This window comes from Stenotrophomonas sp. 24(2023) (genome assembly GCF_030913365.1).
Lineage (GTDB): Bacteria > Pseudomonadota > Gammaproteobacteria > Xanthomonadales > Xanthomonadaceae > Stenotrophomonas.
Genome location: NZ_CP133160.1, coordinates 1,841,226 through 1,866,638 on the forward strand (window position 1 = coordinate 1,841,226; position 25,413 = coordinate 1,866,638).

The window sequence follows — 25,413 nt, forward strand, 5'->3', positions numbered from 1 at the left end:
CACGCGCCACTGCTGTGGTGGGTGCGGGCCGTGAGTCCGCACTGCTCCTGCCTTTGCCTTTAAAGAACCAACCCACCGCGCCTGCGGGGTGATGGATGGGTGGCGCAGGGCCGGATGGGCCAGGACCGCAGGCGCCATGGATGGCGCCTACGAGCCCCCATGGATGGGTTTACGGCGTGTCCTGGCCCATCCGGCCCTGCGCCACCCCAACCGACAGCACACGAGGCGCAACGCTTTCCTCAGCACCCCCGCCCCCACCCATTCAGCCGGAATTATTGATAGGGAGGAAATTAGTAGTATCCTATCTATCTCTTATGGACCGACCCCTCGACGAGCGCACCCTGCTGCAGATGCAGCTCAGTTCCGGCCTGCTGTACGCAGGGCGGCAGTGGCAGCGGCTGGCCGACGGCACGCTCGGCAGCTACGGCATCTCCACCGCCTGCACCATGCCCCTGCTGATGATCGGCCGCTCCGGCGGCGGCATCCGCCAGGTGGCGCTGGCGCAGCAGCTGGGCATGGAAGGGCCGTCGCTGGTGCGCCTGCTGGACAAGCTCTCGGCCAGTGGCCTGGTGCGCCGCGAAAGCGATGCCAGCGACCGCCGCGCCAACCTGCTGTGGCTGACCGGGGAAGGCCAGGCGCTGGTCAGTGAACTGGAAGACCGGTTGATCGACCTGCGCCAGGAAGTGTTCGGCGCGCTGTCCACGGACGAGCTGCGCGCGGTGCTGAAGGCATGGCAGTTGCTGGCCGAGGCTGCCGACCGGATCACGTGAGTTTTCCAAGGAACCGATGACGCCGCTGCCGTCCCTGCGCCAGCGGCGTTTTGCCGTTGCTGTTGCTGCTGTTGTGCCTCCCCCCTCCCCGCCCTGCCCCGTGACCTGCCGATGCCCGGTGAATTCAGTCTCCATGGTGTGTTCGTCCCGACCCTGATCGGGTTGATGCTGGTGGCCTACCTGGCCAACAGCGGACTGCGCGTGCTGCTGCAGCGCACCGGTGCCTACCGCCACGTGTGGCATCCGGCGCTGTTCAACCTGGCCCTGTACGGCATCGTGCTGGGGCTGCTGTTCCACCTCCTGCGTTGGATGCAATCGTGAACAAGATCATCAAGAAGAGCGTGCCGGTACTGCTGACCGTGCTGGCGGTGGTCGTGGCCCTGCTGGTGCTGCGCCAGTTGTGGGTCTACTACATGGATGAGCCCTGGACCCGCGATGCGCACATCGGCGCGGACGTGGTGCAGGTGGCGCCGGATGTGTCCGGGCTGGTCGAGGCGGTGGAAGTGACCGACAACCAGGCGGTGAAGAAGGGCGCGCTGCTGTTCGTGGTGGACCGCGCGCGCTACCGCATCGCGCTGGAACAGGCGCAGGCCACGCTGGCCGAACGGCAGGCCGCCGTGGCACAGCTGCGCCGCGAGATCGGCCGCGACCGCAGCCTGCAGGACCTGGTGGCCGCCGAGGACGCCGAAGTGCGCCGGGCCAAGCTGCAGGCCGCGCAGGCGACCCTGGCCACGGCCCAGGCGGCGGTGGACCTGGCCGAACTGAACCTGGCCCGCACTGAGGTGCGCGCGCCGGCCGATGGCCGGGTCAACGACCGCACGATGCGCGTGGGCGACTACGTGGTAGCCGGCAAGCCGGTGCTGGCGCTGCTGGATACCGCCTCGTTCCGCGTGGATGGCTACTTCGAGGAAACCCGCCTGCGCGGCGTGGCTCCGGGCCAGCCGGTGGATATCCGCCTGATGGGCGAATCCACGCCGTTGCGGGGCCATGTGGAGAGCATCGCCGCCGGCATCGAGGACCGCTATCGCAGCAACGGCAGCAGCCTGCTGCCGAATGTGACCCCGGCCTTCGACTGGGTGCGGCTGGCGCAGCGCATTCCGGTGCGCATCGCCATCGATGCGGTGCCGCCGGGGGTGGAGCTGATCGCCGGGCGCACCGCCACGGTCACCGTGGAGACCGGGCACGCGGCCCACGATGACAAGGCCGGCGCCGCGCCGACACAGGCGGCGCTGTGACCACCCCCCTGCCCCGCCTCGGCCTGATCGTCGCGCTGGCCAGCCTGGCCGCGTGCCGCACGGTCGGCCCCGATTACGCACTGCCGGACAGCGCGGCGTTCAAGCGCCCGCAGGCCAATGCCGCCTTCATCGACACCGGCAATCCGCAGGTGGCCGCCGCCGCGCTGCCGCCGCGCTGGTGGTCGCTGTACAACGACCCGGTACTGGACGGGCTGATCGAACAGGCGCTGCGTGACAACCTGGAACTGAAGGCAGCCGATGCGCACCTGCGCCGTGCCGCTGCGGTCTACGACCAGGCGCTGGATGCCGGTGGCTTCGAAGGCGAAGCCGAAGCCGGTGTCAGCCGCGCGCAGCTGTCGGCCGAGTCGTTCCTGCTCGAACACGAACTGCCGCCGATCAACCTGGCCGATGGCAAGTTCGGCGTCAGCTACCAGTTCGACCTGTTCGGCAAGCTCAAGCGGGGTGCCGAAGCGGCGCATGCCGACGAGCAGGCGGTGGCCGCCGCACGCGATCTGGCGCGCATCACGGTGGTGGCGCAGGTGGCCGACAGCTACCTGGACATCTGCCACGCCAACCACGAACTGCATGTGGCCGAACACTCGCTGCAGCTGCAGCAACGCAGCCGCGACATCACCACCCGGCTGATCGCCGCCGGCCGTGGCACGCCGCCGGACCTGGCCCGTGCCAATGCCCAGGTGGCGCTGCTGGATGCCGCGTTGCCACCGCTGCGGGCACAGCGCCAGGCAGCGGCCTATTCGCTGGCCGCCGTGCTGGGCCAGACCCCGGGCCAGCTGCCGGCCGGGGTGATCGACTGCACCGATGCACCGCAGCTGGCCCAGCCGCTGCCGGTGGGCGATGGCCGCGCACTGCTGGCACGACGCCCGGACGTGCGCCAGGCCGAGCGCCGCCTGGCCGCCGCCACTGCCCGCATCGGCGTGGCCACCGCCGAGCTGTACCCGGACATCCGCCTGGGCGCCTCGATCGGCGCGGCCGGCCTGCTGGAGGACTTCGGCCAGCCGCTGACCCAGCAGTGGTCGATCGGTCCACTGATCTCCTGGACGCTGCCGTCGTCCGGCACCCGCGCGCGCATCCACGCCACCGAAGCCGGCGCCGATGCGGCCCTGGCCGAGTTCGACCACACCGTGCTGCAGGCCCTGCGCGAAACGCAGACCGCACTGGACCGCTATGCGCAGGACCTGCGCCGGCTGCAGTCGCTGCAGGTGGCGCAGCAGCAGGCGGCGCTGGCGGCCGCGCAGAACCGCCGGCTGTACCAGGGCGGGCGCACGCCGTTCCTGTCCAGCCTGGATGCCGACCGCAGCCTGGCCAGCAGCGATGCCACCCTGGCCGCGGCGCAGGCGCAGGTGTCACGCGACCAGGTGCACCTGTTCCTGGTGCTGGGCGGTGGCTGGGAAGACGCGGCGCATGCTGCCACCGCGCCCACGGCAGCGAGGTAAGCCATGAACGCGCTGCTGGACCGCCAGGGCTGGCTGTTCTCGATCAAGGCCTACCTGGCCGCGGTGGCCGCGCTGTACATCGCCATGGCCGGCAACCTGTCGCGCCCGTACTGGGCGATGGGCACGGTGTACATCGTCAGCCAGCCCCTGCTGGGCCCGACCCGGGCCAAGGGCCTGTACCGCATCATCGGCACGCTGGTGGCCGGCGTGGCCACGCTGGTGATGCTGCCGGCACTGGTGGAGACCCCGCTGCTGCTCAGCGCGGTGATGTCGCTGTGGCTGGCCGGCTGCCTGTTCCTGGCCCTGCTCAACCGCGGCCCGCGCGGCTATGCGTTCCTGCTGGCCGGCTACACCACCGCGTTCATCGGCTTCCCGGCGGTGACCGCGCCGGACCAGATCTTCGATGCGGTGGTGGCACGCAGCGAAGAGATCATCCTGGGCACGGTGGTGGCGGTGCTGTTCGCCGCGCTGGTGTTTCCCGCCTCGGTGCGGCCGATGCTGACCAGCCGCATCGGCACCTGGATGGACGATGCCGCGCAGTGGTGCCGGCAGATCCTCGAACGTGGCCGCGCGCATGGCCCGCGCAACCGGCTGGCCGCCGACCTGGTGCAGTTCGAGGCACTGATCGAGTTCCTGCGCCGCGATGATCCGCGCCATGCCGGCGCGGCGGTGTCGATGGAACGGCTGCGCGAACGCATGCTGCTGATGCTGCCGGTGCTGTCGTCGATCGCCGACCGGCTGGCCGCGCTGCGCGGCCAGGGTCACGCGCTGCCGGAGGGCCTGCAGGCGCTGGTGGACGACATCCGCCACTGGCTGGAGCAGGACAGCACCGCGCCGCTGGCGGGCTACGCACAGCTGCGCGCCCGCATCAGCGCACTGAAGCCGCAGGTGGACGGCGACCTGCAGCGCCAGCAGCTGGCCAGCCTGCTGCTGCGCCTGGAGGAGCTGGTGGACCTGTGGCAGGACTGCCGCACGCTGCACCATGCCATCGTGCAGGGCACCGCACCGCTGGACCCGCCGCACTACCGCATCCGCACCCGCGGCATGGCCGAAAGCCGGCACGTGGACTACGGCATGGCGCTCTTTTCGGCCATCAGCGCCGGGGTGGCGCTGATGAGCTACTGCGTGCTGTGGATCGGCCTGGGCTGGGAAGGGGGCGGCAGCGGCGCGATGATGGCCGCGGTGGCCGCCGCGTTCTTCGCCGCGCAGGATGATCCGGCCCCCAGCATGATCTCGTTCCTGGTCTGGGCGATCGTCGCCGGCTTCGTCGCCGGCATCTACCTGTTCGGCGTGTTCCCGGCCGTGCATGATTTCGGTGCACTGGTGCTGGTGCTGGCCGTGGTGTTCCTGCCGGTCGGTACGCTGCTGCACCAGCCCAAGACCGCGCTGTTCGCGCTGCCGCTGACGGTGAACCTGGTGGCCCTGCTGAACGTGCAGAACAGCTACAGCGCCAACATCCAGAGCTTCGTCAATTCGGCCATGTCGATCTTCATCGGCATCGGCTTTGCGGTGGTGATGACGCGGCTGTTCCGTTCGGTCGGCGCCGAGTGGACCGCACGCCGGCTGGTGCGGCAGGGCTGGACGACGCTGGCCGAGGCCGCCGAGGGCCGTGGCCAGCAGGACCGCCAGCGCTTCGCCGCACGCATGCTCGATCTGCTGGGGCTGCTGGCGCCGCGGCTGGCCGCAACACCGGAAGGCAGCGACATCGCTTCGGTGGACATGCTGACCGAGGCGCGGGTGGGCCTGAACATCCTGCAGTTGCGCCGCGCGCGGCTGGACCTGCCCGAGCGCAGTCGCGAGGCGGTCGAGCACATCCTGGACGACCTGGCCACCCACTACCGCCGGCAGGTGGCCGCGCGTCGCCCGCTGCCGGGCAGCGAGGGGCTGCGCGAACGCCTGGATGCCTCGCTGGGCCGCGTCGGCAGCGTGGCGGCAAGCAAGGCCCGCGACGAAGCCCTGATGGGCCTGGTCGGTCTGCGCTTTGCCCTGTTCCCGGAGGCGAAACTGCTGGCGCCGGAACTGCCGGCGGCCGGGGCGACCTCCGCCTGATCCCGCCGCCGGGTGGCGCCCGGCGGCCCTTGAATACCGAAACAGGACGGTTCCATGAGCTACGACATGATGGTTTTCGATGCCACCGTTGCACCACGCGAGGCGGTGGCGTTCATCGCCTGGTTCGAGCGCCAGGCGCGATGGGACGAACACCATGGGTACGACGATCCCGCCCTGAGCGCACCGGCGCTGCAGGCGTGGTTTGCCGACATCGCGCAGGTGTTTCCGCCCTCGGAAGGACCGATGGCCGACGCCGGCCAGAGCGGTGCGCATGTCACCGACTACAGCATTGGCCAGCATGTGATCTACGGTGCCTTCGCCTTCAGCGTGGCCGAGCAGGCACACGGCCTGGTACAGGACCTGGCCGAGAAGCACGGCGTGGGCTTCTTCGACGTGGGGGCTGAAGAAGCGGCGATCGTGTTCCCGGATGGGCTGGTGCTGATTCCCGACTGAGCGGGCACGTACCTGCGGCTGCAACACGCCGTCGCAAACGCGGAACATCTCGACCAGAGCGCGCGTGCCTGCCCTCCTATACAGGGAGCGCGGCATGCCATGCCGTCGGCGCGCCTCCCGCGCTGCCGTCCTGCATTGCTTCCTGGAGAACACCCATGTTCCAGACCCTGCACCGCCTGCGCCGTCCGCTGCTGACCCTGTTGTCGGCCCTGTCGCTGTCGCTTGCCCTCGCACTGCCGGCGCTGGCCTGCACCGTGACCGGCCCGCCGTCGGCCGGCAATGCCGCGACCATCGCCACCAGCATCAGCAACGGGCATGCGTTCACCAAGCATGGCAACGAATTCGTCAAGGGCGTGGTGATCGCCGGCCTGGCCTTCCCGGATCCCACCATCGCCACCAAGAGCGCCTTCGGCGTGTTCCTGCAGCCGATCATCAGCAGTGGTGGCACCAACAAGGCGCTGTCCAGCAACCGCCATGCGTTCTGGGATTCGGCCACCGGCACGGTGGTGATCTTCAACCCGGGCGCCGGTGACTGCGGCACCGCGTTCCGTCCGACCAATGGGCAGGCGTACTACACTGCCCTGAAGTAAGTTCCTGCCGCCGCAGCCTCCGGAGCCTGCCATGTCCCCCCTGCCGCCGCTGAGCCACGACGAAACCATCGGCCTGCTCAACGCCTTGAACTACTTCGGCCATGCCGTCGATGCCGATACCTGCCAGACCCTGACCGGGCTGGCGCAGGCGCAGATGCAGGCGCTGCACGCACGTCTGGACCAGGCGCTGGTGGGCACCCAGGACTGACCGGCGGCCGCACACGCGGCGATACGGGACAGCCACCGGCACCCCTCACGGCCACCGCATGCCCTGCGGTGGCCGTGCTGTTGATGGGGGCAGGACACCGGCATGCAGCTGCGCCACGCGGACAAGCGGCTGCAACACCACGCACCGCAGCGTGCGCAGGCGCTGGCTATACAGGACACGCACACGCCACTGACGGCGCGCTGCCTTCCGTTCCTGGAGACCACCATGGCCATTGCTGCCGCCGCGTCCGATGCGCTGCCCGCATCGGCGCCGCCCCCGACCCTGCACGCCCTGCACTGCCACGGCCAACCGCTGCCACTGCCCCGCCAGCGCAGCCCATGGCCACAACTGTTCACGCTCGACCAGCTCGGCCTGTCACCGTGCCTGCTGGATACGCTGGCTGCCCATGCCGATGCCCTGAGCTGGGACGTCTACGATGTGGGGCAACGCCGCCGGCGCCTGCTGAAACGCCACTACGGCATCCTGCAAGCACCGGTACGCACCCTGCTGGACAGCTGGGATGGCAGCGAGCAGCACGCGGCGTGGCCGTTGCTGCTGGACGCCCTGCCTTCGATGCTGCGTGCGGCCGTGCTGCGCGTGGCACCGCACCGACGGCGTGCCCTGCGCAAGTACGTGCTGCACCGCGTGGCACCGGCCTGCTGGGAGGTGCAGCCGCTGGACGATGCGCACTTCGAACAGCCCGCCAGCGGTGACCGGCCGCCGCGCCGGACCTTCGCGCTGCTGCCGACGGCGCTGGCCTGCGATCCGGACCTGCTGCGCCTGCTGGCCGGCATCGCCGAGACGGTGCACCAGCGCTGCGATGCGGTGCGGCTGGCGGTATCGCTGCACCAGATGCTGACCCTGGCCCGCCCGCATGGCATGGCCGAGCCGGCACCGGAGGGCGTGCACCAGGATGGGGCCGACTACATCGTGTCGGCGCTGGTGATCCGCCGCCGCAACATCGGCGGCGGCAACTCGCGGGTCTACCACGGCCACGGCGGCCGCCTGCTGCTGTCGCACACGCTGGTGGAAGGCCAGGGCCTGTTCCAGCCCGACGAAGGCTCACCGCTGTGGCATGAAGTGACCGCCATCCATGCCGACAGTGACGCCGGGGGCGAGCGGATGATCCTGGGCCTGGACATCCATGTGCTGCCGGCAGGTGCCGCATGAGCCTGCGCCGCAAACGCGAAACACGCCCGTCGGTGCCAGCGCCGTCGGGCTGGCGCGACCGGCTGCTGAAGCTGGTGCACATGGTGGCCGAACAGGCACTGCCGCTGACCATCGCCGGTGTCTCGTTCGTGATCGCCCTGGATGCGTGGCTGTCGGCGCGGCCGGTGCAGTGGGAGCACCAGCGCGCGCTGGCCTCGCTGTCCATCAGCAGTGATGTCGACAGCCACGGCAAGCGCACCGCGGACAGCCTGCACACACTGACCATCACCAACGTGGGCGAGCTGAGCTTCGCCGTGCTGGACATCCAGCTGGAGCTGTCGGCGCAGGAAGGGCTGCGCGTGCCCTGGACACGCAACACGCTGCTGCAGGACCCGGCGGTGCTGCCGATCGGGCTGCGCCCGTTCCACATGGAAGTGGCCGGCGATGGCCGCAGCGCGCGCTTCGGGTTCCGCACCGAGACCGCCGGCTGGCACGTGATCGACCCGGGGCGTTCGGTGGACCTGGTGTTCGCCCAGCCACTGCAGGGCCACGGGCGCCTGGGCATCCGTGCCGAGGTGTTCACCCAGCCGCTGCGCATGGCCGCGATGGGTGAGCAGATGACCGTCGAGCGTGTGGTGGCCGGCCGCATCCGCCATGTGTCGGAAGAATCCGGCATGGACGTGGTATCCGACCTGGGCGTGTATCCCTACACCGCGGCCACCACGGTGATCGTGCCCGGTGCCGGGCGCGCTGCCGCCGAACGCATGCCGGCACGCCGTGCCGCGCGTTGGCAGGGCACGGCAAACCACTGAAACACCGCGCGCGGTGGGCCGCACAGGGGCGCCCTATACCTGTGGGGCGGGGCCGATGCGCCCCGCGCCACCAGCACGGAGTCCATCGATGCCCTGCCCCCGCCCGTCCCCACGCTCCCCGGCCTGCCCACCGACGCAGGCGCGGCAACGCCGCCACTTCCAGCGCGCGGCGGTGCTGCGCATCGTGGCCCTGCTGCTGGCCGCGCTGCTGGGCAGCCTGCTGTCGCCACGGCTGCCCGCGGCCGAACCGGTGCCGCCGCGCGTGCTCGGCCTGCACGGCCACCTGGAACTGGACTACAGCATCACCGTGCGCGTGCAGGGGCTGGCGGCCTGGGCGGCGCACAACGACGCGCGCCGGCTGGTGCCGTTCATCGACGGCCGCGCCCTGCCCGGCACGTTTCCCGAATCGATCGACCTGGGCAACGGCCTGCTGGTCTACCACCCGCGGATCAACGACGACAGCCGCAGCGTGTGGACGGATCTGCTGGGCGCACCGGAAGGCATGCAGCGTGCGGTCACCTTCAGTGTCGGCCCGGTCGATGGCTCGCCGTTCGCCAGCGTGCATGACGAGCACGGGCGCGTGCAGCTGACCGTGATCTCGCCGATCTACGGCGGCATTGCGCTGGCTGTGGTGGTGGTAACCCTGCTGGTATTCGTGCACCTGGCACGCACCACCAGCATCATCCGCAAACCGGTGCCCTTCGGGCTGGGGCCCTACGACCTGGGCCGGTTCCAGATGGCGGTGTGGTTCTTCCTGATCTACCTGTCCTACACGGCCATCTGGCTGGTGACCGACGACACCGACACCATCCATCCCTCGCTGCTGGCCCTGTTGGGCATCAGCGCGGGCACGGCGTTGAGCGAAGCCGTGATCGATGCCGGTGGGCCCGCACCCGGCACCGCGCCACCCCCGGCAGCGGAGGCACCGGCAGCGGACGCCCATGGGCAATGGCCGGCCGAGCGCACCGCGATCGGGCAGAGCCGCAGCCGCCTGCATGCCGCGCGCCGGCAGCTGGCCGAGCACGGCAGCCCCGATCCGGATACCGAGCTGGCCAGCGCCACATCGCGCGGGCTGCTGCACGACCTGCTGTCCGATGCGCACGGCTACCGCTTCGACCGGTTCCAGATCTTCGCCTTCACCCTGATCCTGGGCGTGGTGTTCCTGTCCGGCGTCTACAACAACCTGAGCATGCCCGAGCTCAGCCCGACCCTGCTGGGCCTGATGGGCCTCAGTTCGGGTACCTACATCGGCTTCAAGCTGCCCGAGCGGCGATGAAGGCCACCGATGCCCGGCCGTGCACGCACCGCACGGCGACCTCTCCTGGATGCGCCCAGACCAACGAGGAAACGCGATGAATGCAATGACGTTGAGCCCACAGGGCATCGACTGGCTCAAGCAGGTGGAAGGCCAGCGGCTGCAACCCTACGACGACCAGAACGGCAAGGCGATCGACCATTGGGTGACCGGCGCGACCGTCGGCTACGGGCACCTGATCGCCCGCGAGGAATGGGCGACCCTGGGCCGGGGCGTCACCCTGGCCGAAGCCGAACAGCTGCTGCGCAAGGACCTGGCACCGTTCGAGCAGACGGTCAACCGCAGCGTGAAGGCCAGCCTGGCCCAGCACCAGTTCGATGCGCTGGTGATCCTGTGCTTCAACATCGGCGGTGGCAACTTCGGCCGCTCGTCGGTACTCAAGCTGGTCAACGACCCGCACGTGGCCACGCCCTATGCCAACCTGCAGGCCGCCTGGATGGCCTGGACGCGTTCGCAGGGCAAGGTGATGAAAGGACTGGTCAACCGCCGGGGCGCCGAATGGCGCATGTACAGCAACGGCAGCTACGACCACTGGTAACGGCAACGCCCCGCGATGCCGGGCCGGGCATCGCGGGGCGCTGGAGGACGACGCGCGGCTCAGGGCGTGCGCTGCAGGCTGCAGCTGGGCACGCATTCGCCGATGCCCGGTTCGATCTGCAGCCGCGTGGCATCCGCATCGGCCTGCACCTGCAGCCAGTGGCCCAGCAGGCGATCACAGGCCTGCCCGCCGGGCCCGGGCAACGCACTGAACCAGCTGCCCTGGGCGGTGGTGCCTTCATAGCGCAGCGGGACACGGCAGCTGCGTGGGCTGTCGTAGGCCAGTTCGCTGCCGCGGTCACCGGGATCGCGCGCCGCCAGGCGCAGGCGCAGCGCGATGGGGCGACCGTTGCTGCCGGTCACCGTGCCCACCCAGCGGCCCTGTACGGCATCGGCCCCCCCGTCGGTGGCCTGTCCCGGTTTCCACAACACGACTGTGACCGGCGTGGTTCCCGGCAGTTGCAGCGTCGCCTGCACACCCTGCACCTGGAGCACGGCGGTCTCGCCCACCAGCGCATTGCAGCGATAGCCGCCGTTGGCGTCGTTGATGGCCAGGCGCACGCTGCCAGCGGCGGCGGTGCTGCGCGTGGCCTGGACCCGGCAGTTGTAGGGTTCACCGAATTCCAGCGTGGCGGTGCGGCCATCGGCACTGTCGCTCAGGCGCAGTGACCAGGGACGGCCACTGCCGGCGTTGCTGCCCACCCAGGTGGCGGGCGATGTGGCCGCAGCGGTGTCGGGCGGGCGCGGTGCAGCCACCGCGCTGTCAGGATGCGGCCCGGCACAGGCCAGCAGCGGAGCCAGCAGCAGCACGGCCGGCGCGCGGTGGATGGAAAGCTGGGGATGCATTGGAATCTCCTGTCGGATGAAAGCGGCAGCCGCCGCTCAGAGGTATCGGGTCAACAAGGCGATGGCGAATACCAGCAGCCACAGCGTGGTGAGCAGACGGCGGCGGCGACGGCGGCGGCGTTCTGCCGCCTGCTGGCGGCGTAGTGCCAGCACCGGTGCCAGCCACTGCCGGACCTGGTGTGCATCGTCATCGGACAACCACAGGCGCAGGCGCGCGCGTCGGGCCATGGTCATGCCTCCCGGCCGGTGAAGGGATCGATCCGCAATGGCCGCAACAGCTGGCCATCGAGCAGCAGTTCGCCACGCAGCGGGTTGCCCCCGTGCAGGACGATGGTCAGCCGGTGCGGGGCCTGGTGATGGGTCGGCAGCAGGGCCAGTGCCGGCGGTTGCCCGTGCGCATCCGCATCGCTTTCTTCCACGTCGCAGTCGATCTGCACTTCCAGCGTGGAGGCCACGATGCCCGCCGGTGTGACCAGCTCATGCAGCGGCACCTGCAGCGGCTGCCAGTGCCCGTCCTGCCAGTGCTGCACGCACAGCGCCTGGCCGCGGTACAGGCGGGCCTGCAGGCGCTGCAGGTGCGCCTGCGCGCAGGACTGGCGCGTGCACACCAGGGCACGGGCCAGGGTCGCGATCAGGTCGTCCAGATGCGGATCGGTACTGTCCCGCCGGTCGCGTGCGCGCTTCACTCGCTCATCCACACCGGCCGGCGCGGGAAGCCGACGTGGTAGGCCAGCCACTGCAGCACGACCTGGTGTTCACCGATCTGCAGGATGGTGAAGCTGCGCTCGATGCCCAGGATCGCGCCCTTGGGCGTATCGCTCAGGCAGCGGTTGAGCAATGACTGGGCCTGGGCCAGGTCGTCATCGGTGAGCATCTGCGTCGGGTTGTTGCTGCCCACCACGATCCGTTTGACGAACTTGACGTCGTTGAGGTCGAACATGAAGCGCTCCCCTGCGTTGGATGTGCGGAACCGCCACGCCATGCCGGCGCGGCGGTCCGTGCTGCGAAGTGACGGACCGGCTTATGCGGCCACGGGCACCGGTGCGCTGACCTTGCGCGGTGCGGTAGCGGTCTGCAGGATGTCCATCACGCGTGCCAGGCCTTCGGGCATGCCGGTGTCCTCGGCCAGCACCGACACGGTGTACTTGGCCGAGTTGTCCGAGCTGCGCGCGTTTTCCTTGTGCGAGGCCACCGAGCCCTGGATGTTCACCTTGGCCGAGAAGATGCCCCAGCCGACCTTCATCTCGGCCTGCAGGCTGGCCGAGTAGTCGCTGGATTCCTTGGCCGAGAACGAGGACTTCACTTCCATCTCGAAGTTGATGTCCACCTTCTGGATGCTCAGGTTGGGCACCTTGACGATGGCCAGCAGCGGCACTTCCAGTTCCACTTCTTCTTCGGCGAACGGCTGCGCCGCCTTGGTGGCCGGGTCGAGGTTGTCGACCGGGCGCTTGAAGCGGAACAGTGCGGTACGGGTGGCACCAACGGCGTTGGGATCGGCATTGGCCGGGTCCGGCGGCAGGAAGCCGACCGAGCGGATGAAGCTGGCGGTGGCCTGGGCCAGCTTGATCTGCGAGTCGCAGGCGGCCGTCAACGGGCCACCGATGAGATCGCTCATCGGCAGGCCCTTGAACTGGCTGGAGATGTTGACCAATTCGCTCATTGCGCATTACTCCTGTGGGTTGGCGTACAGCCGGCCGCCGGATGCGGCACGGGGGCATACGCGGGGGGTGCAACAACCGGGATGGATCAGGTTGCCTTGATGGTCTTGAAGACCCCCTGGCTCTGCGCCAGGTGGTTCATCAACCGCGCCGCGCCATCGGTCGGCTCGGTGCCTTCCACGCGCAGCTGCACGTGTACGTTGCCCACGCCCTTGCCGCGGCCGGTATCCAGTCCTACATGTCGCGCCGCCGGCCGCGGCGACTCCCAGGCATCCGCCGCGCCCGGCGCAGGCACGTCCGGATCCTCGGTCCCCAGGTCCGCCAGGTCCGCGTCGAAACTGATCTCCACTTCCCGGATGCGCAGGTTGTTGGTGGAGACCAGGGGCAACAGCGGGGCGCGGTAGAGGTCTTCATCGCCTTCCTCGGCCTGGGGGTGCTGCGAGGGCAAACGGATGGTGACGCTCCTGGGCCGGTTGTCTTCATCGAAGAAGTCGCGCAGGTTGGAAAGCTGGTGCATCTCGATGCTGTCCTGGGCTTCGATGACGGCCCCGGCCAGTGCTTCGATCAAACTGTGGAAAGTCATGGTGCCGCTCATGTCGCCTGCGCTCCTGGTGTTGGGTGTGCCTGACGCGGCGCGGCGATGTGCCTGGTGCCACGTGGTCATTGATAGCCGGGGAGCGATCGGGCCACCCGGCGTGGTGTTGCAACCGCTTAGCGCCGGGTTGCAGGTGCACGGGGTGGGCTGCCGCGCATGCTCGATGGCGGCTCACCGTAGTGGTGGCGGTAGGCACGGCTGAAGCCGGACAGGCTGACAAAGCCCACCGCATAGGCCACATCCGATACGTTGCCTTCGCCTTCGCACAGCAGGCGACGCGCCAGCTGCAGGCGCACCAGCCGGATCAGTTCGCCGGGCGGATGGCCGATGCTGGCCACCAGCTTGCGGTGCAGGCTGGTGCGCGACATGTTCAGTGCCGACGCCAGCTGGTCCACCGACAGCGTTTCATCATCGGCATGGCCTTCGATCCAGTGCCGTGCGCGTTCGACCAGGCGTGCCGCTGCCGTGCCATGCGGACGGATGCGCGTACGTGCCAGCAGCGCCTCCCACGCATCGTCGGCCGAAGCAGGGTCCATCCCAGCGCAGCTGCAGTGGTGCATGTGCGAGAACAGGGCCAGGCTCCATGCCAGGCGCTGCCCATCGCCATCGTCATGGCCATCGGCGCCCTCGGGCGATTGCCCGGTGTGCGGGGGGATGAGCTCAAGACTTCGCTGGAAGAACTCCATAGCCGTGCCGCCTCCTTCTGCTGAAATGCCGGTCCGATGCATCAGCGGATCCCGCCCGCAGACCGCCGGCTGTAGGGCCGGCATGACGGTGGTGACGGCTCAGGATCCCCCGCTGCGGAAAGGTCGGGAACGACACCGCAGCATCCTGCTACCGGTGTAACCGGTGCCGCCTGCGCGGATTTGGCATCACGTTGCAGATGTTTGGCAGGACGTTGCAGTGCGCTGTCGTATCGGCAGCGCAACGCCCCTGCTGGATTGCCGGCGTCCCCGACGCCGGCCGATTGTGATGTGCCTCACTGTGTTGACGAGGTCTGCACCGCAGTTGGTTTTGTCACAGCGGCAGGCGCTGGATCAGAACAACTGGCCTTGCACAGCGGCACCGGCTAAGGCCGGCGCCAGCATGGCCGGCGCTGCGGCATCATCGGCACCCAGCCGCCACGCCAGCCCCCCCATGCGGCTGGCATGGCGCGCCAGCGCTGCGGCCAGCACCGCATGGCTGGCTGCCACGTGAAGACGCTGGCGTGCGCGGGTCAGGCCGGTATAGACCAGTTCACGCGACAGCACGCGGCTGTCCTGCCGCGGCAGCTGCAGCCACACCTCGTCGAACTCCGACCCCTGCGCCTTGTGCACCGTCATCGCGAACGCACTTTCATGCGCGGGCAATGCCGCCGGGTGGAAGGCACGCGGCAGGCCCGCCGCGTCGCCGGGGAACCAGGCGACCATGGCACCGCGCTCGTCGCGCAGGCAGATGCCGATGTCACCGTTGAACAGGCGATGCCGATAGCTGTTTTCGGTCACCAGCAACAGCCGGCCCTGGAAGTAGCCCGGCGTGGTGCCGGCCAGCAGCTGCTCGATGCGGCTGTTGAGGCCACGTGCTCCCTGCGGGCCTTCACGCAATGCGGTCAGCACGCGCACGCGGCCGGCCTGCTGCAGCGCGAGCGCTGGATCGGTGGCATCGGCCAGTGCGCGCCAGTGGCCCAGCAGATGCTCGCGCTGGCCGCGCAGCGGGTCGGCCTCACCTTCGTGGAACTGCACGCCTGCCAGCCCGCCATCGCGCAGCAGCTGCAGGGCCGTCGCGGTATCGCCGCTGCGCACGGCATGCGCCAGCGGTGCCAGGTCCAGCGCAGCGCTCTGCCGGTAGCCGCGCTGCAGCTGCACGCGGCGGCCGGCAAAGGCGCGTGGTGCGGCCGGTGGCTGCAGGCTGGGCGGAGCCAGCAGGTCGCGCAGGGCCTGCGCATCGTCGGTACGGGTACCGATGCCATCACCGCTGGCCTGCAGGATCGCACCGAGTACGTTGCCCGCTTCGACCGAAGGCAGCTGGTCGGAGTCGCCCAGCAGGATCAGGCGGGTGCCACTGGCGATGGCATCGACCAGCTTGGCCATCATCGGCAGATCGATCATCGATGCTTCATCGACCACCACCACCTCCACCGGCAGCGGGTTGTCGGCATCGTGGCGGAAGCGTGGTGAATCCGGGATCACCCCAAGCAGGCGGTGCAGCGTGGTACCGGTACTGGGCAGGGCCGCGCACAGCGCCGGCTCCAGCCCCTGCGCCTGAAGGCGCTGCACGGCCAGGCGCAGGCTCTCGGCCATGCGCTCGGCGGCACGGCCGGTAGGTGCGGCCAACGCCACTGCCGGCAGCGGCTGCCCCGCCTGCCGGGCCTGTGCCGCCAGCAGCAGCAACAGGCGGGCGATGGTGGTGGTCTTGCCGGTGCCGGGGCCGCCGGTGACCAGCGCCAGCGGATGGCGCAGGGTCACGCCGGCCGCGCGGGCCTGGTGATCCTCGCCGCCCAATGCCTGCGGGAACAGCTGCGCGAACAACGGTGCCAGCGCCGCCATGTCCGGCGCCGGCAGCGGATACCGGCCGATGCGCTGCAGGCCGACCGCCAGCTGGCGCTCGTACTCACGGTAGCGGCGCAGGTAGAGCAGGCCGTTTTCCAGCACCAGCGGTGCGTCTTCGGCGACAGCCTCGGCCTGGTCCGGGGTGGCCACCCATGGCGAGGTGCGCAGCTGTGCCAGCCAGTGCTCCGCCTCCGGCCATTCCGGCACGCCTTCCAGCAGGCGCTGCGGTCGCGCCGGGTCGAAAGCAGCATGCCCCTGCGACACCGCCAGCGACGCCAGCGCAGCCGCCAGCGCCACGCTGTCCGGCGTGTCCTCGCGCAGCCGCTGCAGGCTGGTCGCCAATGCATGATCAAGGGTGCGCAGCTGGCCCTTCTGGTGCAGCTCCTTCAGCAGGCTCATGCGTGGGCTCCACGGGCACGCGCGGCCAGTTCGGCCTGGGCCTGCCCGCCACCGGCGAACAGCGCGTCCAGTGCATCCACCAGTGCCAGCGGGAAGCGGTCCACATGCACGCCGTTGCCGGTGCCATCCAGGCCACGGCAGAACAGGTAGCGGATGCCGCCCATGTCGCGCTCGTAGTCGTAGGCCGCGCCCAGGCGGAAACGCAGCCAGCGGTGCAGCGCCACGGTATAGATCAGCGCCTGCAGGTCGTATTCGCTGTGGCGCATGGCGATGGCCAGCAGGTCCGGGCTGTAGCCGGGCAAGCGGTTGGATTTGTAGTCGAGCACGTACCAGCGGCCATCGCGCACATAGGTGAGGTCGATCATGCCGGTCATCAGCCCTTCCAGCCGCCGGCGCCGGCCAAAGCCACGACGCGCGGCGGAAATGCCATACGCGTGCAGGACCTGCAGCAGCGCCGGTACGGTGGTCGGTTCGATGGCGAAATGGAAGTCGATTTCCGCCCGGCGCTCGCCTTCGGCCAGGCTGTGCAGCGCCCCGCCTTCGGGCAGCGGCACGGTCAGCGTGTGGCCAACCAGTGGTACCAGCACGGCCACGCCATCGTCCAGATCGACGTCGGCATAGCCTTCGTCGTGCAGCGCCTTGCGCAGCACCCCGGCCTGGCCTTCCGGCGCCTGCTGGCCGGGTTGCCATCCCCCCCATGCGGCGAAGTCGACGTTCTCCATCGCTTCGTGCAGCACGTTGCCGAAGCGGCTGCCCATGAAGCGCGGATCGACCGGCATGCTGTCTTCAGTGGCGGCGGCCGGTTCCGGCAAGGCCGGCTCCAGCGGCAGTTCCGGGCCGGCCGGTTCATCGGCCGCCGGGGCCGGCAGTTCGGTGGCAGCCGCGTCGATATCGCCGTCCGCGCCGGCATCGGCATGGGCCAGCTGGGTGAAGCTGTACACCCACCAGTCATGCGGAACGCGCCGTGCCAGTGCGCGCACCGCCGGCAGCTCGCCTTCCACGTCGGCCGGCAGCTGTGGCAGCGCGGTGGGCACCTCGCTGTCATCGATGTGCACATCGGCCTGCGCACGCAGCGCCTGGAGGTCGCCCAGCAACGGTGCCAACCGGGTCCTGCCCAGGCCGGCAAGGTCACCGATGGCGATCCACAGTGCATGCTCGGCACGGGTCAGGCCGACATACAGCAGGCGTGCGTCCTCGGCGCGCTGCTCCCGCTCGCGCTGGGTGCTGGCCGCTTCCCAGGCCTCGTCCTTGTCCAGCTTCCAGTGCAGCTGGCGCTGCCCCCCCACATGCACGGTGCAGTGCGAGGCCGTGCCCGGTGCACCGCCATCGATGCCGACGAACGGAAGGAACACCAGCGGATACTCCAGCCCCTTGCTCTTGTGCAGGGTGATGATCTGCACCCGGCGTGCGTCCGATTCCAGGCGCAGCAGCTGCTGCTCGTCATCCTGGTCGGCGCTGGCCATCTGCCCCTGCAGCCAGTCCAGCAGGCCATGCATGCCCAGTGCCTGCGCCGAGGCTTCCTGCAGCAGCTCACCCAGTTGCAGGTAGTTGGTCAGGCGGCGCTCGCCATCGATCAGCGCCAGCAGGCGCTCGCCCTGTGCGGCACACACATCGGCGACCACCGCGAACGGTCCGCCGCGTTGCCAGCGCTCGCGCCAGTGCAGCAGCTGCGCCTGGAATCGCTGTTGCAGGCCCCCCTCATGGTCCATCGCCGCAATCGCGCTGGCGCGCTGGCCAAGCAGGACGGTGGCCAGCACCGCGCGCAGGCGGCCTTCATCGGCCGGCTGCAGCAGCGCAAGCAGCAGCGCGCGCAGGTCCCGCGCCTCGCTGGTGGCAAACAGGCTCTGCTTGCCGGCCGCCACCGCCGGAATCCCCACCGCCGCCAGTGCGCGCTGCACCAGGGTCGCCTCGCGGTGCGAACGCACCAGCACCGCGATGTCACCCGGCTGCACAGGCTGCCCGTGCAGCACGGCGCGGCCGGCACGTGCATCCACCAGCGTCTGGTGGATGGCGGCGACACAGGCCCGCGTCGCCGCGTCCCGCGAAGCATCGGCACTCATCGCCTTGTCGCCACCACTGCGCAGCACGCGCAGGGTCAATGCGGCGGCGGCATGGCCATCACGCAGGTAATCGTCATCGGTACGTACGCCACCGGGACGCACCGGTTCGAACTGGATGTCGCGTTCGAGGAAGGCATCTTCGCCACCGTTGTCATACAGCGCCTGCAATGCACGCAGCACGGCTGGTCGCGAGCGGAAGTTCTGGTCCAGCGCCGGCGCCTGCTGCGCCACCTGCTTGGCCTTCAGGTAGGTATGGATGTCGCCGCCACGGAAGCCGTAGATGGCCTGCTTCGGGTCACCGATCAGGAACAGCGCCGGCGCCAGGCCGAGTTCACGCACCTCCGGCGAATCACCGAACACGGTATGGAAGATGCCCCACTGACGATCGTCGGTGTCCTGGAACTCATCGACCAGCGCGATGCGGTACTGCGCGCGCAGCTGCCTGACCAGCGCCAGCCGCTGCGGGCCTTCCAGCGCCTGCGCCACGCCGTCGATCAGATCGTCGTAGGTCTGCACCCGGCGCGTGCGCTTCAGTGCCTGCAGGCGCTGCGTGGCTTCGTCGCGAAGCGCGTGCAGGAAGTTCAACGCGGTGGCACGCAGCCAGGCATCGCGTTCGGCCAGCAGCGCGACATAGCGCGCCAACGGCACCTGCAATGGCGACGATGGCGTGCGGTCGGGGAATTTCTTGTTGGTCTTGTCGGCCAGCATGTCCGGCAGCAGTGCCGGCAGGCGCTCGCTGGCCAGCAGCTCACGCGGATCGGCGCGCTCGGCCCAGGCCTGCAGCTGCCGCGACAACGGCTGCAGCCAGCTCAGTTTGTACGACACCCCGTTGAGCCACTTGTTCTCCACCGCCGTGCACAGGTCGGCGAAAAACGCCGCACCGTGCGCGTGCACGGCCTGCTGCAGTTCGGCAGCGGTCACCTGCAGTGCCGGGGACTGATCGGCCTGCGCCACCGGCTGCGGCAACGGGTGCAACGGCGGCGCGGCCAGCAGCGCGCGCAGGTCGGCGGCCAGCGCCTCCGGGGTGGACCACAGCCAGGTCAGCGGTTCCAGCGTCGCCGGGTCATTGGCGTGCACCCGCCACAGGTCCGCCGCCAGTTCCTCCAGCAGCTCACGGTCGCTGGCCAGCAGTTCCGGCGGATCGAAGGTATGGCCGCTTTCCAGCGCATGTTCGCGCAGCACGCGGGTGCAGAAGCCGTGGATGGTGAAGATGGAGGCCAGATCGATCTCGTCAGCGGCAACCTGCAGGCGGCGCTTCAATGCCGCCGCGCTTTCACTGCCATGCTGCAGATGACGCTGCAGCACCTCGCGGGTCAGCCGCACATCCGGTGCTTCGCCTTCGGCAGGTGCCAGATCGACCAGGCGCGCGGCCAGCGCCAGGCGCTCGCGGATGCGCTTGCGCAGCTCCTGGGTGGCCGCATCGGTGAAGGTCACCGCCAGCACCTGGCCGATGCGCAGGCCCTGTTCCACCACCAAGCGGGTGAACAGCGTGGCCAGGGTGAAGGTCTTGCCGGTACCCGCGCTGGCCTCGATCAGGCCGATGCCCTCCAGCGGCAGGGCCAGGTAGGGGTCGCTGCCGATGCCGTCACCTGCGATGGCGGTGTTCATACGCTGCCCTCCGCGTTCGCATCGGCACCGGGAATGCGCCCGTCGCGCACCGCCCCGAAGACCACCTGGCTGTTGCGCAGCAGGTCGGCATAGCCGGCCTCGGTGGCGAACGGGTCGGCACCGCGCAGCAGCAGCTGCCACGCATCGCTGCTGGACTCGCCCCAGCTGCGGTCGCTGCCATGCCACTGCTTCCAGCCTTCGCTGCGCTGTTTCTCGCCAGCGGTGGTGTACAGCACCCAGCCGGTGTACGGGGCAAAGCGCAACGGTTCGCGCAGGCCCCGCTGGCGCAGCTGCAGCAGTGCACGCAACGCCGCGCGTGCCGTGGGCACGTCCAGCGCCGGTTGCACATGCGGGCCGGGACCGGCATCACCGCCGTCATGGAACTGCACCAGCGGCAGTGCATCACCGGCGGCATTGGCCAGCAGCCAGTCCAGGCCCTGGCGGATCACCGCATTGCCGTTGAGGCTGCCGGCGCGCAGGCGCACCAGTCCGCCCGGGTGGCGGTCGGCGACCCGGCCATGCACGCGCACCCCGTCAATCTCCACCTCATAGCGGCGGCTCTGCAGCGGTTCGCCCTGCATCCAGCCCAGCAGCGCATTGGCATACGGGCGGGTCTTCTGCTGCTCCACGTCGAACTGCCGCTCGCCCAGGGCACCGGACGGCAGCAGGCCGCGCGCGCGCAGCCGCGGGTACAGCGGCTCGGTATCGCCATTGAGCGTGGCGCGTACCACCGCGGCCTGCACGCTGCGCTTTTCCGGGCCACGCGAAGACAGCACCAGCGGTTCCAGGTCGTCGACCTCCTCGACCTCCTCGGCCAAGCGCAGGCCCAGCGACTGCGCCAGGAACTGCCCGGCGGGATCGCACAGGAAGCGGCGCAGGGTATCGAGTGCGACCTCGTCCTCCACCGCATCATCCAGCGGTGGAGGCAACGGCGCGTCGAACCAGGGCAGCAGGCCGCCGCGCTGGCCGGTAAGTCGGCCCGCCGCCGGATGCCACTGGCGGCGATAGCTGAAGCGGCGCGGATCGCCCTCGCCGAACGCAGCCGGGGAAAACGGCTGCAACGCATGGCGCACGGTGAAGTCGCGGACGGCCGCCGCCGGATCGAGGTGATACGCGGCGGCGGCATCGATCAGTTCGCTGACCAGCACCGATGGTTCGCGCACGCTGCCATCGCGCGGATCGGCGCCGAGATAGCTGAGGTAGAACACGTCCTGCGCGGCAGCGAACAGCTGCAGGAACAGGAAACGGTCGTCCTCGCGGGTCGAGCGGTCGCCCGGACGGCGGCGCGGCGTGTCCAGCTCGGCGGTGAGCTGGTTGAGGCCGGCGGCCGGGTCGCGGCGCGGGAAATCGCCATCGTTCAGGCCCAGCACGCAGATCACCCGGAATGGCAGCAGGCGCATCGGCACCATGCGGCCGAAGCTGATGCCACCGGTGAGCAGTGGCGCGCGTGTATCGGCCTCGCCCAGCGCACCCGCGAAATGGGCGCGCACCACCTCCGGGGGTACGCCGTCCCCGAAGCCGGCCTTGGCGGCATCTTCGGCGAACTGGTTCAGCAGCTTGCGCAGGCGCTCCAGCGCGCGCTGGCTGTTGGGCGAGCTGGGCGCGGTCGGCAACAGGGCGTCCAGCAGCGACAGCAGGCGCTGCCGCCACTGCGCCGGGGTCAGCAGCTCGCCGAGGCGACGCTGGTAGATGGCCAGCACGCGCAGCAGCCGCAGCAGCCGGTCCAGCGCATCCAGCGCGCCGCCTTCCAGTTCGATCCACGGTGCCACCCCGGCCAGGTCGGTCTCGCTGCCGGTGGCATGGCCCAGTACCAGCCGGTCCAGTGCGAACTGCCAGGTGTAGGCGTCGTCGGCCGGGGCCTGGTGCTGGCCGCGGTGCTTGGCATCCAGTCCCCAGCGCGCGCCGGCCTGCTGCAGCCAACCGTGCAGGCGCTCGAAATCCGCCGCGTCCAGGCCCGCCGCTTCGGACAGCGGCGCACTGGCCAGCAGGTCCAGCACCTCGTTCAGGCCGAAGCGCGATACCGGCAGGCCCAGCAGGTGCACGAACACATCGGCCAGCGGTTCGCCGGCCAGCGGGCTGCTGTCGGCCAGCGCATACGGAATGTGCTCGTCCTCATCGCCGCGGCCGCCGAACACGGCTTCCAGGTAGGGCACGTAGGGGTCGATGTCCGGTGCCAGCACCGCGATCTCGCGCGCCTGCAGCGGCGGATCGAAGCGCGGGTCCTGCAGCAGGCTGCGCAGCTGGTCGTGCAGTACCTGCAGCTCGCGCAGGCGGGTATGGCAGGCATGCACCTGCAGGCTCGGGTCGTCGCTGCGCAGGCCCTCGCGCCGTGCGCCGGAGGGCAGCGCACGGCGGTGGAACAGGTCGCGCTGCAGGCGGTGCAGCAGGCTGTCCGACAGCCCCCCCTCGTCCAGGGTCGGCCGGGTATCGTCTTCCGGGTCGGAGTAGGCGGCGATCTCGCCCGCCGGATGCACGACTTCGTAGCTGCCCAGCACGGCCATGAAGTCGCGGCCGGCCGCGCCCCAGGCTTCCAGCAGCCGGTTTTCCCCGGCGGCCTGGCCGAAGGGGTCCGGCGCACCACTGCGCAGGCGCTCGGCCAGGGTCTGCAGGTCACCCCAGTACGACTGCACCGGGGTGGGCATGTAGAAGTGCAGCTCGCCCACCCGTGCCTGGGTGGCCATCACCCGCAGCACGTCGGGCGAGATGTTGAGCGTTGCGAAGGCGGACAGGCGCCGTGGCAGGCCCTGCGGCAACGGCTGCCCGGCACCTTCGAAGCGGTCCAGGTAGGCCTGGATGCGGCGGGCGCGGTAGCCACGATTGGCGGCGATGGCGCGCCAGAGGATAGCCTGGGGATCGGCCGGGTCGGCGCCGGCTTCCCAGCGCAGCAGCCAGTCGCGGCGCCAGGCCTGGTACTTCTCGAACACCGAGGCCAGCTCGCCGGCCAGTGCCCAGGGCTTGAGGGCATCACCACCGGCAAGGTAGGACTGCAGCGCGCGCAGCGGCGGCTGCGCCAGCAGCACCGGGTCACGCAGCGCCTGGTACAGGCGCCAGTGCAGCGCAGCGGCATCCAGGTCGTCCGCTTCGCCCTCGACGTTGGCGTTCAGCGCACGCGCGACGAATTCGCCGGGGGTCAGGAATTCCAGGTTCGCGGCCACGCCATACTCGGCCGCCAGCGTTGCCTGCAGCCAGCGTCGCATCGCTACCTGCGGGATCAGCACCGTTTCCGGTGCCAGCAGGGATTGGCCCGCCACCGGCGTGCGCACGTTGCGCGCCAGCAGGGCGGCCAGCACGTCCAGAGCGTTGGAATGGTAAAGGCGGAAATCGCCGGCGGGGTCACTCATTGCCGACAAGTGTGCAGCACCGCGCGCGCGTCTGCGCGCTTCCCGGCACGGATTGTTCCGGCCCCCCCGGGGATTGTCCCGCACCGGCCCGGCCCCTGCCGTGCCACAATACTGCACGGTGCAGTTCGGTTATGTTCAGCCGCCTGACCCGATTCTTGAACGTTGGAATAACGTTAATGGCGCCCATGTCGGCATCTCCGTCCAGTCTGGTGCAGTTGTCCAACGTCCGCATCGACCGCGGCGGACGCACGATCCTGCGCGATGTCTCGCTGCAGGTTCCCCAAGGCAGCATCACGGCCGTGCTGGGCCCCTCCGGCAGCGGCAAGTCCACGCTGCTGGCAGCGCTGACCGGCGAACTGCGTCCGGTCGCAGGCGAGGTCAGCCTGTTCGGCAAGGCCATTCCCACCCGCTCCAGCGACCTGCTGGAAATGCGCCGGAGCGTGGGGGTGCTGCTGCAGGGCAATGGCCTGCTGACCGACCTGACCGTGGCCGAGAACGTCGCGCTGCCGCTGCGGACCCACACCCGCCTGCCGGCGCCGGTGCGCGAGCGCCTGGTGCAGATGAAGCTGCACGCGGTGGGCCTGCTGGCCGCCGCCGATGCCTGGCCGCGCGAACTGTCCGGTGGCATGGCCCGCCGCGTGGCGCTGGCCCGTGCGCTGGCGCTGGACCCGCCGTTGATGATCTACGACGAGCCGCTGACCGGGTTGGACCCGATCGCCTCGGGGGTGATCATGAGCCTGATCCAGCGCCTGAACCACAGCCTGGGGCTGACCAGCATCATCGTCAGCCACCACGTGCACGAGACCCTGCCGATCTGCGACCAGGTGATCGCCATCGCCAATGGCGGCATCGTGTTCCAGGGCAGCCCGCAGGCCCTGCAGGACAGCCAGGACCCGCTGCTGCGCCAGTTCCTGCACGGCCAGCCCGATGGCCCCATCCCGTTCGACGCCGCGCCCCGCGCGAAGGTGGCCTGATGCCGCTCGTTGAAGCCACCCGCTCGCTGGGCCGCGCCGGCCTGTTCTCGCTGACCGTGCTGCGCGGCTCGCTGCCGACCCGGGACTTCCTGGCCGAGCTGACCCGCGAGATCTACAAGATCGGTGCACGTTCACTGCCGATCATTGCCGTTGGCGGTGCCTTCGTCGGCCTGGTGCTGACCCTGCAGGGCTACCGCACGCTGACCACCTTCGGCGCCGCCGATGCGCTGTCCACCCTGCTGGGCCTGTCGCTGTACCGCGAGCTGGCCCCGGTGCTGACCGCACTGCTGTTCATCGGCCGTGCCGGCAGTTCGATCGCCGCCGAACTGGGCCTGATGCGGGCCACCGACCAGATCAAGGCGCTGGAACTGATGGCCATCGACCCGGTGGCCAAGGCAGTGGCGCCACGCTTCTGGGCGGCGGTGCTGACCGTGCCGCTGCTGACCGGCATCTTCTGCTCGCTGGCGATCAGCGCCAGCTACTTCGAAGCGGTGCACGTGCTGGGCCTGGACAACGGCGTGTTCTGGTCGGCCCTGCGCAACAGCGTGGATTTCTGGGACGACTTCGGCGTGTCGATGCTCAAGTCGGCGATCTTCGGCGGTACCGCCGCCCTGGTCGCCGCCTATGTGGGCTTCCATGCCGAGCCGACCATCGAGGGCACCTCGGTGGCTACCACCCGCGCGGTGGTCAATGCCTCGCTGCTGGTGCTGATGTTCAACTTCGTCCTGTCGGCAATGATGTTCACGTAAGCATCGGCCGCCGGTCGATACACAGATGACAACACCGCCCTGGCACCCGCCGGGGCACCAGACAAAGAACAGGTGAGACCCTC

24 protein-coding genes are annotated in these 25,413 nt (G+C 69.8%); 14 read left to right on the forward strand and 10 right to left on the reverse strand.

Annotation, left to right across the window (positions count from 1 at the left end; all coding sequences use genetic code 11):
- Positions 1 to 314: 314 nt before the first annotated feature.
- From Q9R17_RS08105 to Q9R17_RS08160, 12 genes are all read left to right on the forward strand, one after another.
- Positions 315 to 770 carry a MarR family transcriptional regulator gene (locus Q9R17_RS08105; protein WP_308157901.1) on the forward strand — a complete coding sequence of 152 codons (456 nt, stop codon included), beginning with the start codon at positions 315 to 317 and terminating at the stop codon, positions 768 to 770.
- Positions 771 to 881: 111 nt separating this feature from the next.
- A complete protein-coding gene (locus Q9R17_RS08110; protein ID WP_308157902.1) occupies positions 882 to 1,091 on the forward strand; it encodes a DUF1656 domain-containing protein in 210 nt (69 codons plus the stop codon).
- Positions 1,088 to 2,005, forward strand: coding sequence for an HlyD family secretion protein (locus tag Q9R17_RS08115; RefSeq protein ID WP_308157903.1), 918 nt, complete (start codon positions 1,088 to 1,090; stop codon positions 2,003 to 2,005). The genes Q9R17_RS08110 and Q9R17_RS08115 overlap by 4 nt, the downstream gene beginning before the upstream one ends.
- Complete coding sequence (locus Q9R17_RS08120) at positions 2,002 to 3,459, forward strand: efflux transporter outer membrane subunit (protein WP_308157904.1); 1,458 nt, start codon at positions 2,002 to 2,004, stop codon at positions 3,457 to 3,459. Before Q9R17_RS08115 ends, Q9R17_RS08120 begins: the two co-directional genes overlap by 4 nt.
- A gap of 3 nt (positions 3,460 to 3,462) precedes the next feature.
- Positions 3,463 to 5,508, forward strand: coding sequence for an FUSC family protein (locus Q9R17_RS08125; protein WP_308157905.1), 2,046 nt, complete (start codon positions 3,463 to 3,465; stop codon positions 5,506 to 5,508).
- A 54-nt stretch (positions 5,509 to 5,562) separates the two neighbouring features.
- A complete protein-coding gene (locus tag Q9R17_RS08130; RefSeq protein ID WP_308157906.1) occupies positions 5,563 to 5,961 on the forward strand; it encodes a hypothetical protein in 399 nt (132 codons plus the stop codon).
- Positions 5,962 to 6,116: 155 nt separating this feature from the next.
- On the forward strand, positions 6,117 to 6,551 hold the full coding sequence (locus Q9R17_RS08135; protein WP_308157907.1) for a hypothetical protein: 435 nt from the start codon (positions 6,117 to 6,119) through the stop codon (positions 6,549 to 6,551).
- A gap of 31 nt (positions 6,552 to 6,582) precedes the next feature.
- Positions 6,583 to 6,759, forward strand: a complete 177-nt coding sequence (locus tag Q9R17_RS08140; RefSeq protein WP_308157908.1) for a hypothetical protein — start codon at positions 6,583 to 6,585, stop codon at positions 6,757 to 6,759.
- A 102-nt stretch (positions 6,760 to 6,861) separates the two neighbouring features.
- Positions 6,862 to 7,929, forward strand: a complete 1,068-nt coding sequence (locus Q9R17_RS08145; protein WP_308157909.1) for a 2OG-Fe dioxygenase family protein — start codon at positions 6,862 to 6,864, stop codon at positions 7,927 to 7,929.
- A complete protein-coding gene (locus tag Q9R17_RS08150) occupies positions 7,926 to 8,720 on the forward strand; it encodes a hypothetical protein (RefSeq protein ID WP_308157910.1) in 795 nt (264 codons plus the stop codon). The genes Q9R17_RS08145 and Q9R17_RS08150 overlap by 4 nt, the downstream gene beginning before the upstream one ends.
- Positions 8,721 to 8,808: 88 nt before the next feature.
- Positions 8,809 to 9,996, forward strand: coding sequence for a hypothetical protein (locus Q9R17_RS08155; RefSeq protein WP_308157911.1), 1,188 nt, complete (start codon positions 8,809 to 8,811; stop codon positions 9,994 to 9,996).
- A 76-nt stretch (positions 9,997 to 10,072) separates the two neighbouring features.
- Positions 10,073 to 10,573, forward strand: a complete 501-nt coding sequence (locus tag Q9R17_RS08160) for a lysozyme (RefSeq protein WP_308157912.1) — start codon at positions 10,073 to 10,075, stop codon at positions 10,571 to 10,573.
- Positions 10,574 to 10,632: 59 nt separating this feature from the next.
- Here Q9R17_RS08160 and Q9R17_RS08165 read toward each other — a convergent pair whose 3' ends face one another.
- The 10 genes from Q9R17_RS08165 to recC all read right to left on the reverse strand — a co-directional run bounded on the left by Q9R17_RS08165 (position 10,633) and on the right by recC (position 23,607).
- Complete coding sequence (locus Q9R17_RS08165; RefSeq protein WP_308157913.1) at positions 10,633 to 11,418, reverse strand: hypothetical protein; 786 nt, start codon at positions 11,416 to 11,418, stop codon at positions 10,633 to 10,635.
- A gap of 36 nt (positions 11,419 to 11,454) precedes the next feature.
- Positions 11,455 to 11,646, reverse strand: a complete 192-nt coding sequence (locus tag Q9R17_RS08170) for a hypothetical protein (protein ID WP_308157914.1) — start codon at positions 11,644 to 11,646, stop codon at positions 11,455 to 11,457.
- Positions 11,647 to 11,648: 2 nt separating this feature from the next.
- Positions 11,649 to 12,104 (reverse strand): hypothetical protein, encoded by a 456-nt coding sequence (locus Q9R17_RS08175; RefSeq protein ID WP_308157915.1) that lies wholly within the window; start codon positions 12,102 to 12,104, stop codon positions 11,649 to 11,651.
- Positions 12,101 to 12,358: a hypothetical protein gene (locus tag Q9R17_RS08180; protein ID WP_308157916.1), complete on the reverse strand. Its 258-nt coding sequence runs from the start codon at positions 12,356 to 12,358 to the stop codon at positions 12,101 to 12,103. Before Q9R17_RS08180 ends, Q9R17_RS08175 begins: the two co-directional genes overlap by 4 nt.
- 81 nt (positions 12,359 to 12,439) lie before the next feature.
- The gene (locus Q9R17_RS08185) at positions 12,440 to 13,078 is read right to left on the reverse strand and encodes a DUF2589 domain-containing protein (RefSeq protein ID WP_064239560.1); all 639 of its coding nucleotides are present in this window, start codon (positions 13,076 to 13,078) and stop codon (positions 12,440 to 12,442) included.
- 86 nt (positions 13,079 to 13,164) lie between these two features.
- Positions 13,165 to 13,659, reverse strand: a complete 495-nt coding sequence (locus Q9R17_RS08190; protein ID WP_308157917.1) for a DUF2589 domain-containing protein — start codon at positions 13,657 to 13,659, stop codon at positions 13,165 to 13,167.
- A 128-nt stretch (positions 13,660 to 13,787) separates the two neighbouring features.
- Complete coding sequence (locus Q9R17_RS08195) at positions 13,788 to 14,357, reverse strand: AraC family transcriptional regulator (RefSeq protein ID WP_308157918.1); 570 nt, start codon at positions 14,355 to 14,357, stop codon at positions 13,788 to 13,790.
- Positions 14,358 to 14,708: 351 nt separating this feature from the next.
- On the reverse strand, positions 14,709 to 16,598 hold the full coding sequence (gene recD / locus Q9R17_RS08200; protein ID WP_308157919.1) for an exodeoxyribonuclease V subunit alpha: 1,890 nt from the start codon (positions 16,596 to 16,598) through the stop codon (positions 14,709 to 14,711).
- Positions 16,595 to 20,266, reverse strand: a complete 3,672-nt coding sequence (gene recB, locus Q9R17_RS08205) for an exodeoxyribonuclease V subunit beta (RefSeq protein ID WP_308157920.1) — start codon at positions 20,264 to 20,266, stop codon at positions 16,595 to 16,597. The genes recD and recB overlap by 4 nt, the downstream gene beginning before the upstream one ends.
- The gene (gene recC / locus Q9R17_RS08210; RefSeq protein ID WP_308157921.1) at positions 20,263 to 23,607 is read right to left on the reverse strand and encodes an exodeoxyribonuclease V subunit gamma; all 3,345 of its coding nucleotides are present in this window, start codon (positions 23,605 to 23,607) and stop codon (positions 20,263 to 20,265) included. Before recC ends, recB begins: the two co-directional genes overlap by 4 nt.
- A gap of 185 nt (positions 23,608 to 23,792) precedes the next feature.
- Between recC and Q9R17_RS08215 the strand changes: the two genes are divergently transcribed.
- The gene (locus Q9R17_RS08215; RefSeq protein WP_308157922.1) at positions 23,793 to 24,581 is read left to right on the forward strand and encodes an ATP-binding cassette domain-containing protein; all 789 of its coding nucleotides are present in this window, start codon (positions 23,793 to 23,795) and stop codon (positions 24,579 to 24,581) included.
- On the forward strand, positions 24,581 to 25,330 hold the full coding sequence (locus Q9R17_RS08220; RefSeq protein ID WP_308157923.1) for an MlaE family lipid ABC transporter permease subunit: 750 nt from the start codon (positions 24,581 to 24,583) through the stop codon (positions 25,328 to 25,330). The genes Q9R17_RS08215 and Q9R17_RS08220 overlap by 1 nt, the downstream gene beginning before the upstream one ends.
- Positions 25,331 to 25,413: the final 83 nt, after the last annotated feature.

Bases quoted from the DNA above. Each gene is read 5' to 3' on its own strand.
- Q9R17_RS08105 (WP_308157901.1), top strand. From the start codon at position 315: ATGGACCGACCCCTCGACGAGCGCACCCTGCTGCAGATGCAGCTCAGT.
- Q9R17_RS08110 (WP_308157902.1), top strand. From the start codon at position 882: ATGCCCGGTGAATTCAGTCTCCATGGTGTGTTCGTCCCGACCCTGATC.
- Q9R17_RS08125 (WP_308157905.1), top strand. From the start codon at position 3,463: ATGAACGCGCTGCTGGACCGCCAGGGCTGGCTGTTCTCGATCAAGGCC.
- Q9R17_RS08130 (WP_308157906.1), top strand. From the start codon at position 5,563: ATGAGCTACGACATGATGGTTTTCGATGCCACCGTTGCACCACGCGAG.
- Q9R17_RS08135 (WP_308157907.1), top strand. From the start codon at position 6,117: ATGTTCCAGACCCTGCACCGCCTGCGCCGTCCGCTGCTGACCCTGTTG.
- Q9R17_RS08140 (WP_308157908.1), top strand. From the start codon at position 6,583: ATGTCCCCCCTGCCGCCGCTGAGCCACGACGAAACCATCGGCCTGCTC.
- Q9R17_RS08145 (WP_308157909.1), top strand. From the start codon at position 6,862: ATGCAGCTGCGCCACGCGGACAAGCGGCTGCAACACCACGCACCGCAG.
- Q9R17_RS08150 (WP_308157910.1), top strand. From the start codon at position 7,926: ATGAGCCTGCGCCGCAAACGCGAAACACGCCCGTCGGTGCCAGCGCCG.
- Q9R17_RS08155 (WP_308157911.1), top strand. From the start codon at position 8,809: ATGCCCTGCCCCCGCCCGTCCCCACGCTCCCCGGCCTGCCCACCGACG.
- Q9R17_RS08160 (WP_308157912.1), top strand. From the start codon at position 10,073: ATGAATGCAATGACGTTGAGCCCACAGGGCATCGACTGGCTCAAGCAG.
- Q9R17_RS08165 (WP_308157913.1), bottom strand. From the start codon at position 11,418: ATGCATCCCCAGCTTTCCATCCACCGCGCGCCGGCCGTGCTGCTGCTG.
- Q9R17_RS08170 (WP_308157914.1), bottom strand. From the start codon at position 11,646: ATGGCCCGACGCGCGCGCCTGCGCCTGTGGTTGTCCGATGACGATGCA.
- Q9R17_RS08180 (WP_308157916.1), bottom strand. From the start codon at position 12,358: ATGTTCGACCTCAACGACGTCAAGTTCGTCAAACGGATCGTGGTGGGC.
- Q9R17_RS08185 (WP_064239560.1), bottom strand. From the start codon at position 13,078: ATGAGCGAATTGGTCAACATCTCCAGCCAGTTCAAGGGCCTGCCGATG.
- Q9R17_RS08190 (WP_308157917.1), bottom strand. From the start codon at position 13,659: ATGACTTTCCACAGTTTGATCGAAGCACTGGCCGGGGCCGTCATCGAA.
- Q9R17_RS08195 (WP_308157918.1), bottom strand. From the start codon at position 14,357: ATGGAGTTCTTCCAGCGAAGTCTTGAGCTCATCCCCCCGCACACCGGG.
- recD (WP_308157919.1), bottom strand. From the start codon at position 16,598: ATGAGCCTGCTGAAGGAGCTGCACCAGAAGGGCCAGCTGCGCACCCTT.
- recB (WP_308157920.1), bottom strand. From the start codon at position 20,266: ATGAACACCGCCATCGCAGGTGACGGCATCGGCAGCGACCCCTACCTG.
- recC (WP_308157921.1), bottom strand. From the start codon at position 23,607: ATGAGTGACCCCGCCGGCGATTTCCGCCTTTACCATTCCAACGCTCTG.
- Q9R17_RS08215 (WP_308157922.1), top strand. From the start codon at position 23,793: ATGTCGGCATCTCCGTCCAGTCTGGTGCAGTTGTCCAACGTCCGCATC.
- Q9R17_RS08220 (WP_308157923.1), top strand. From the start codon at position 24,581: ATGCCGCTCGTTGAAGCCACCCGCTCGCTGGGCCGCGCCGGCCTGTTC.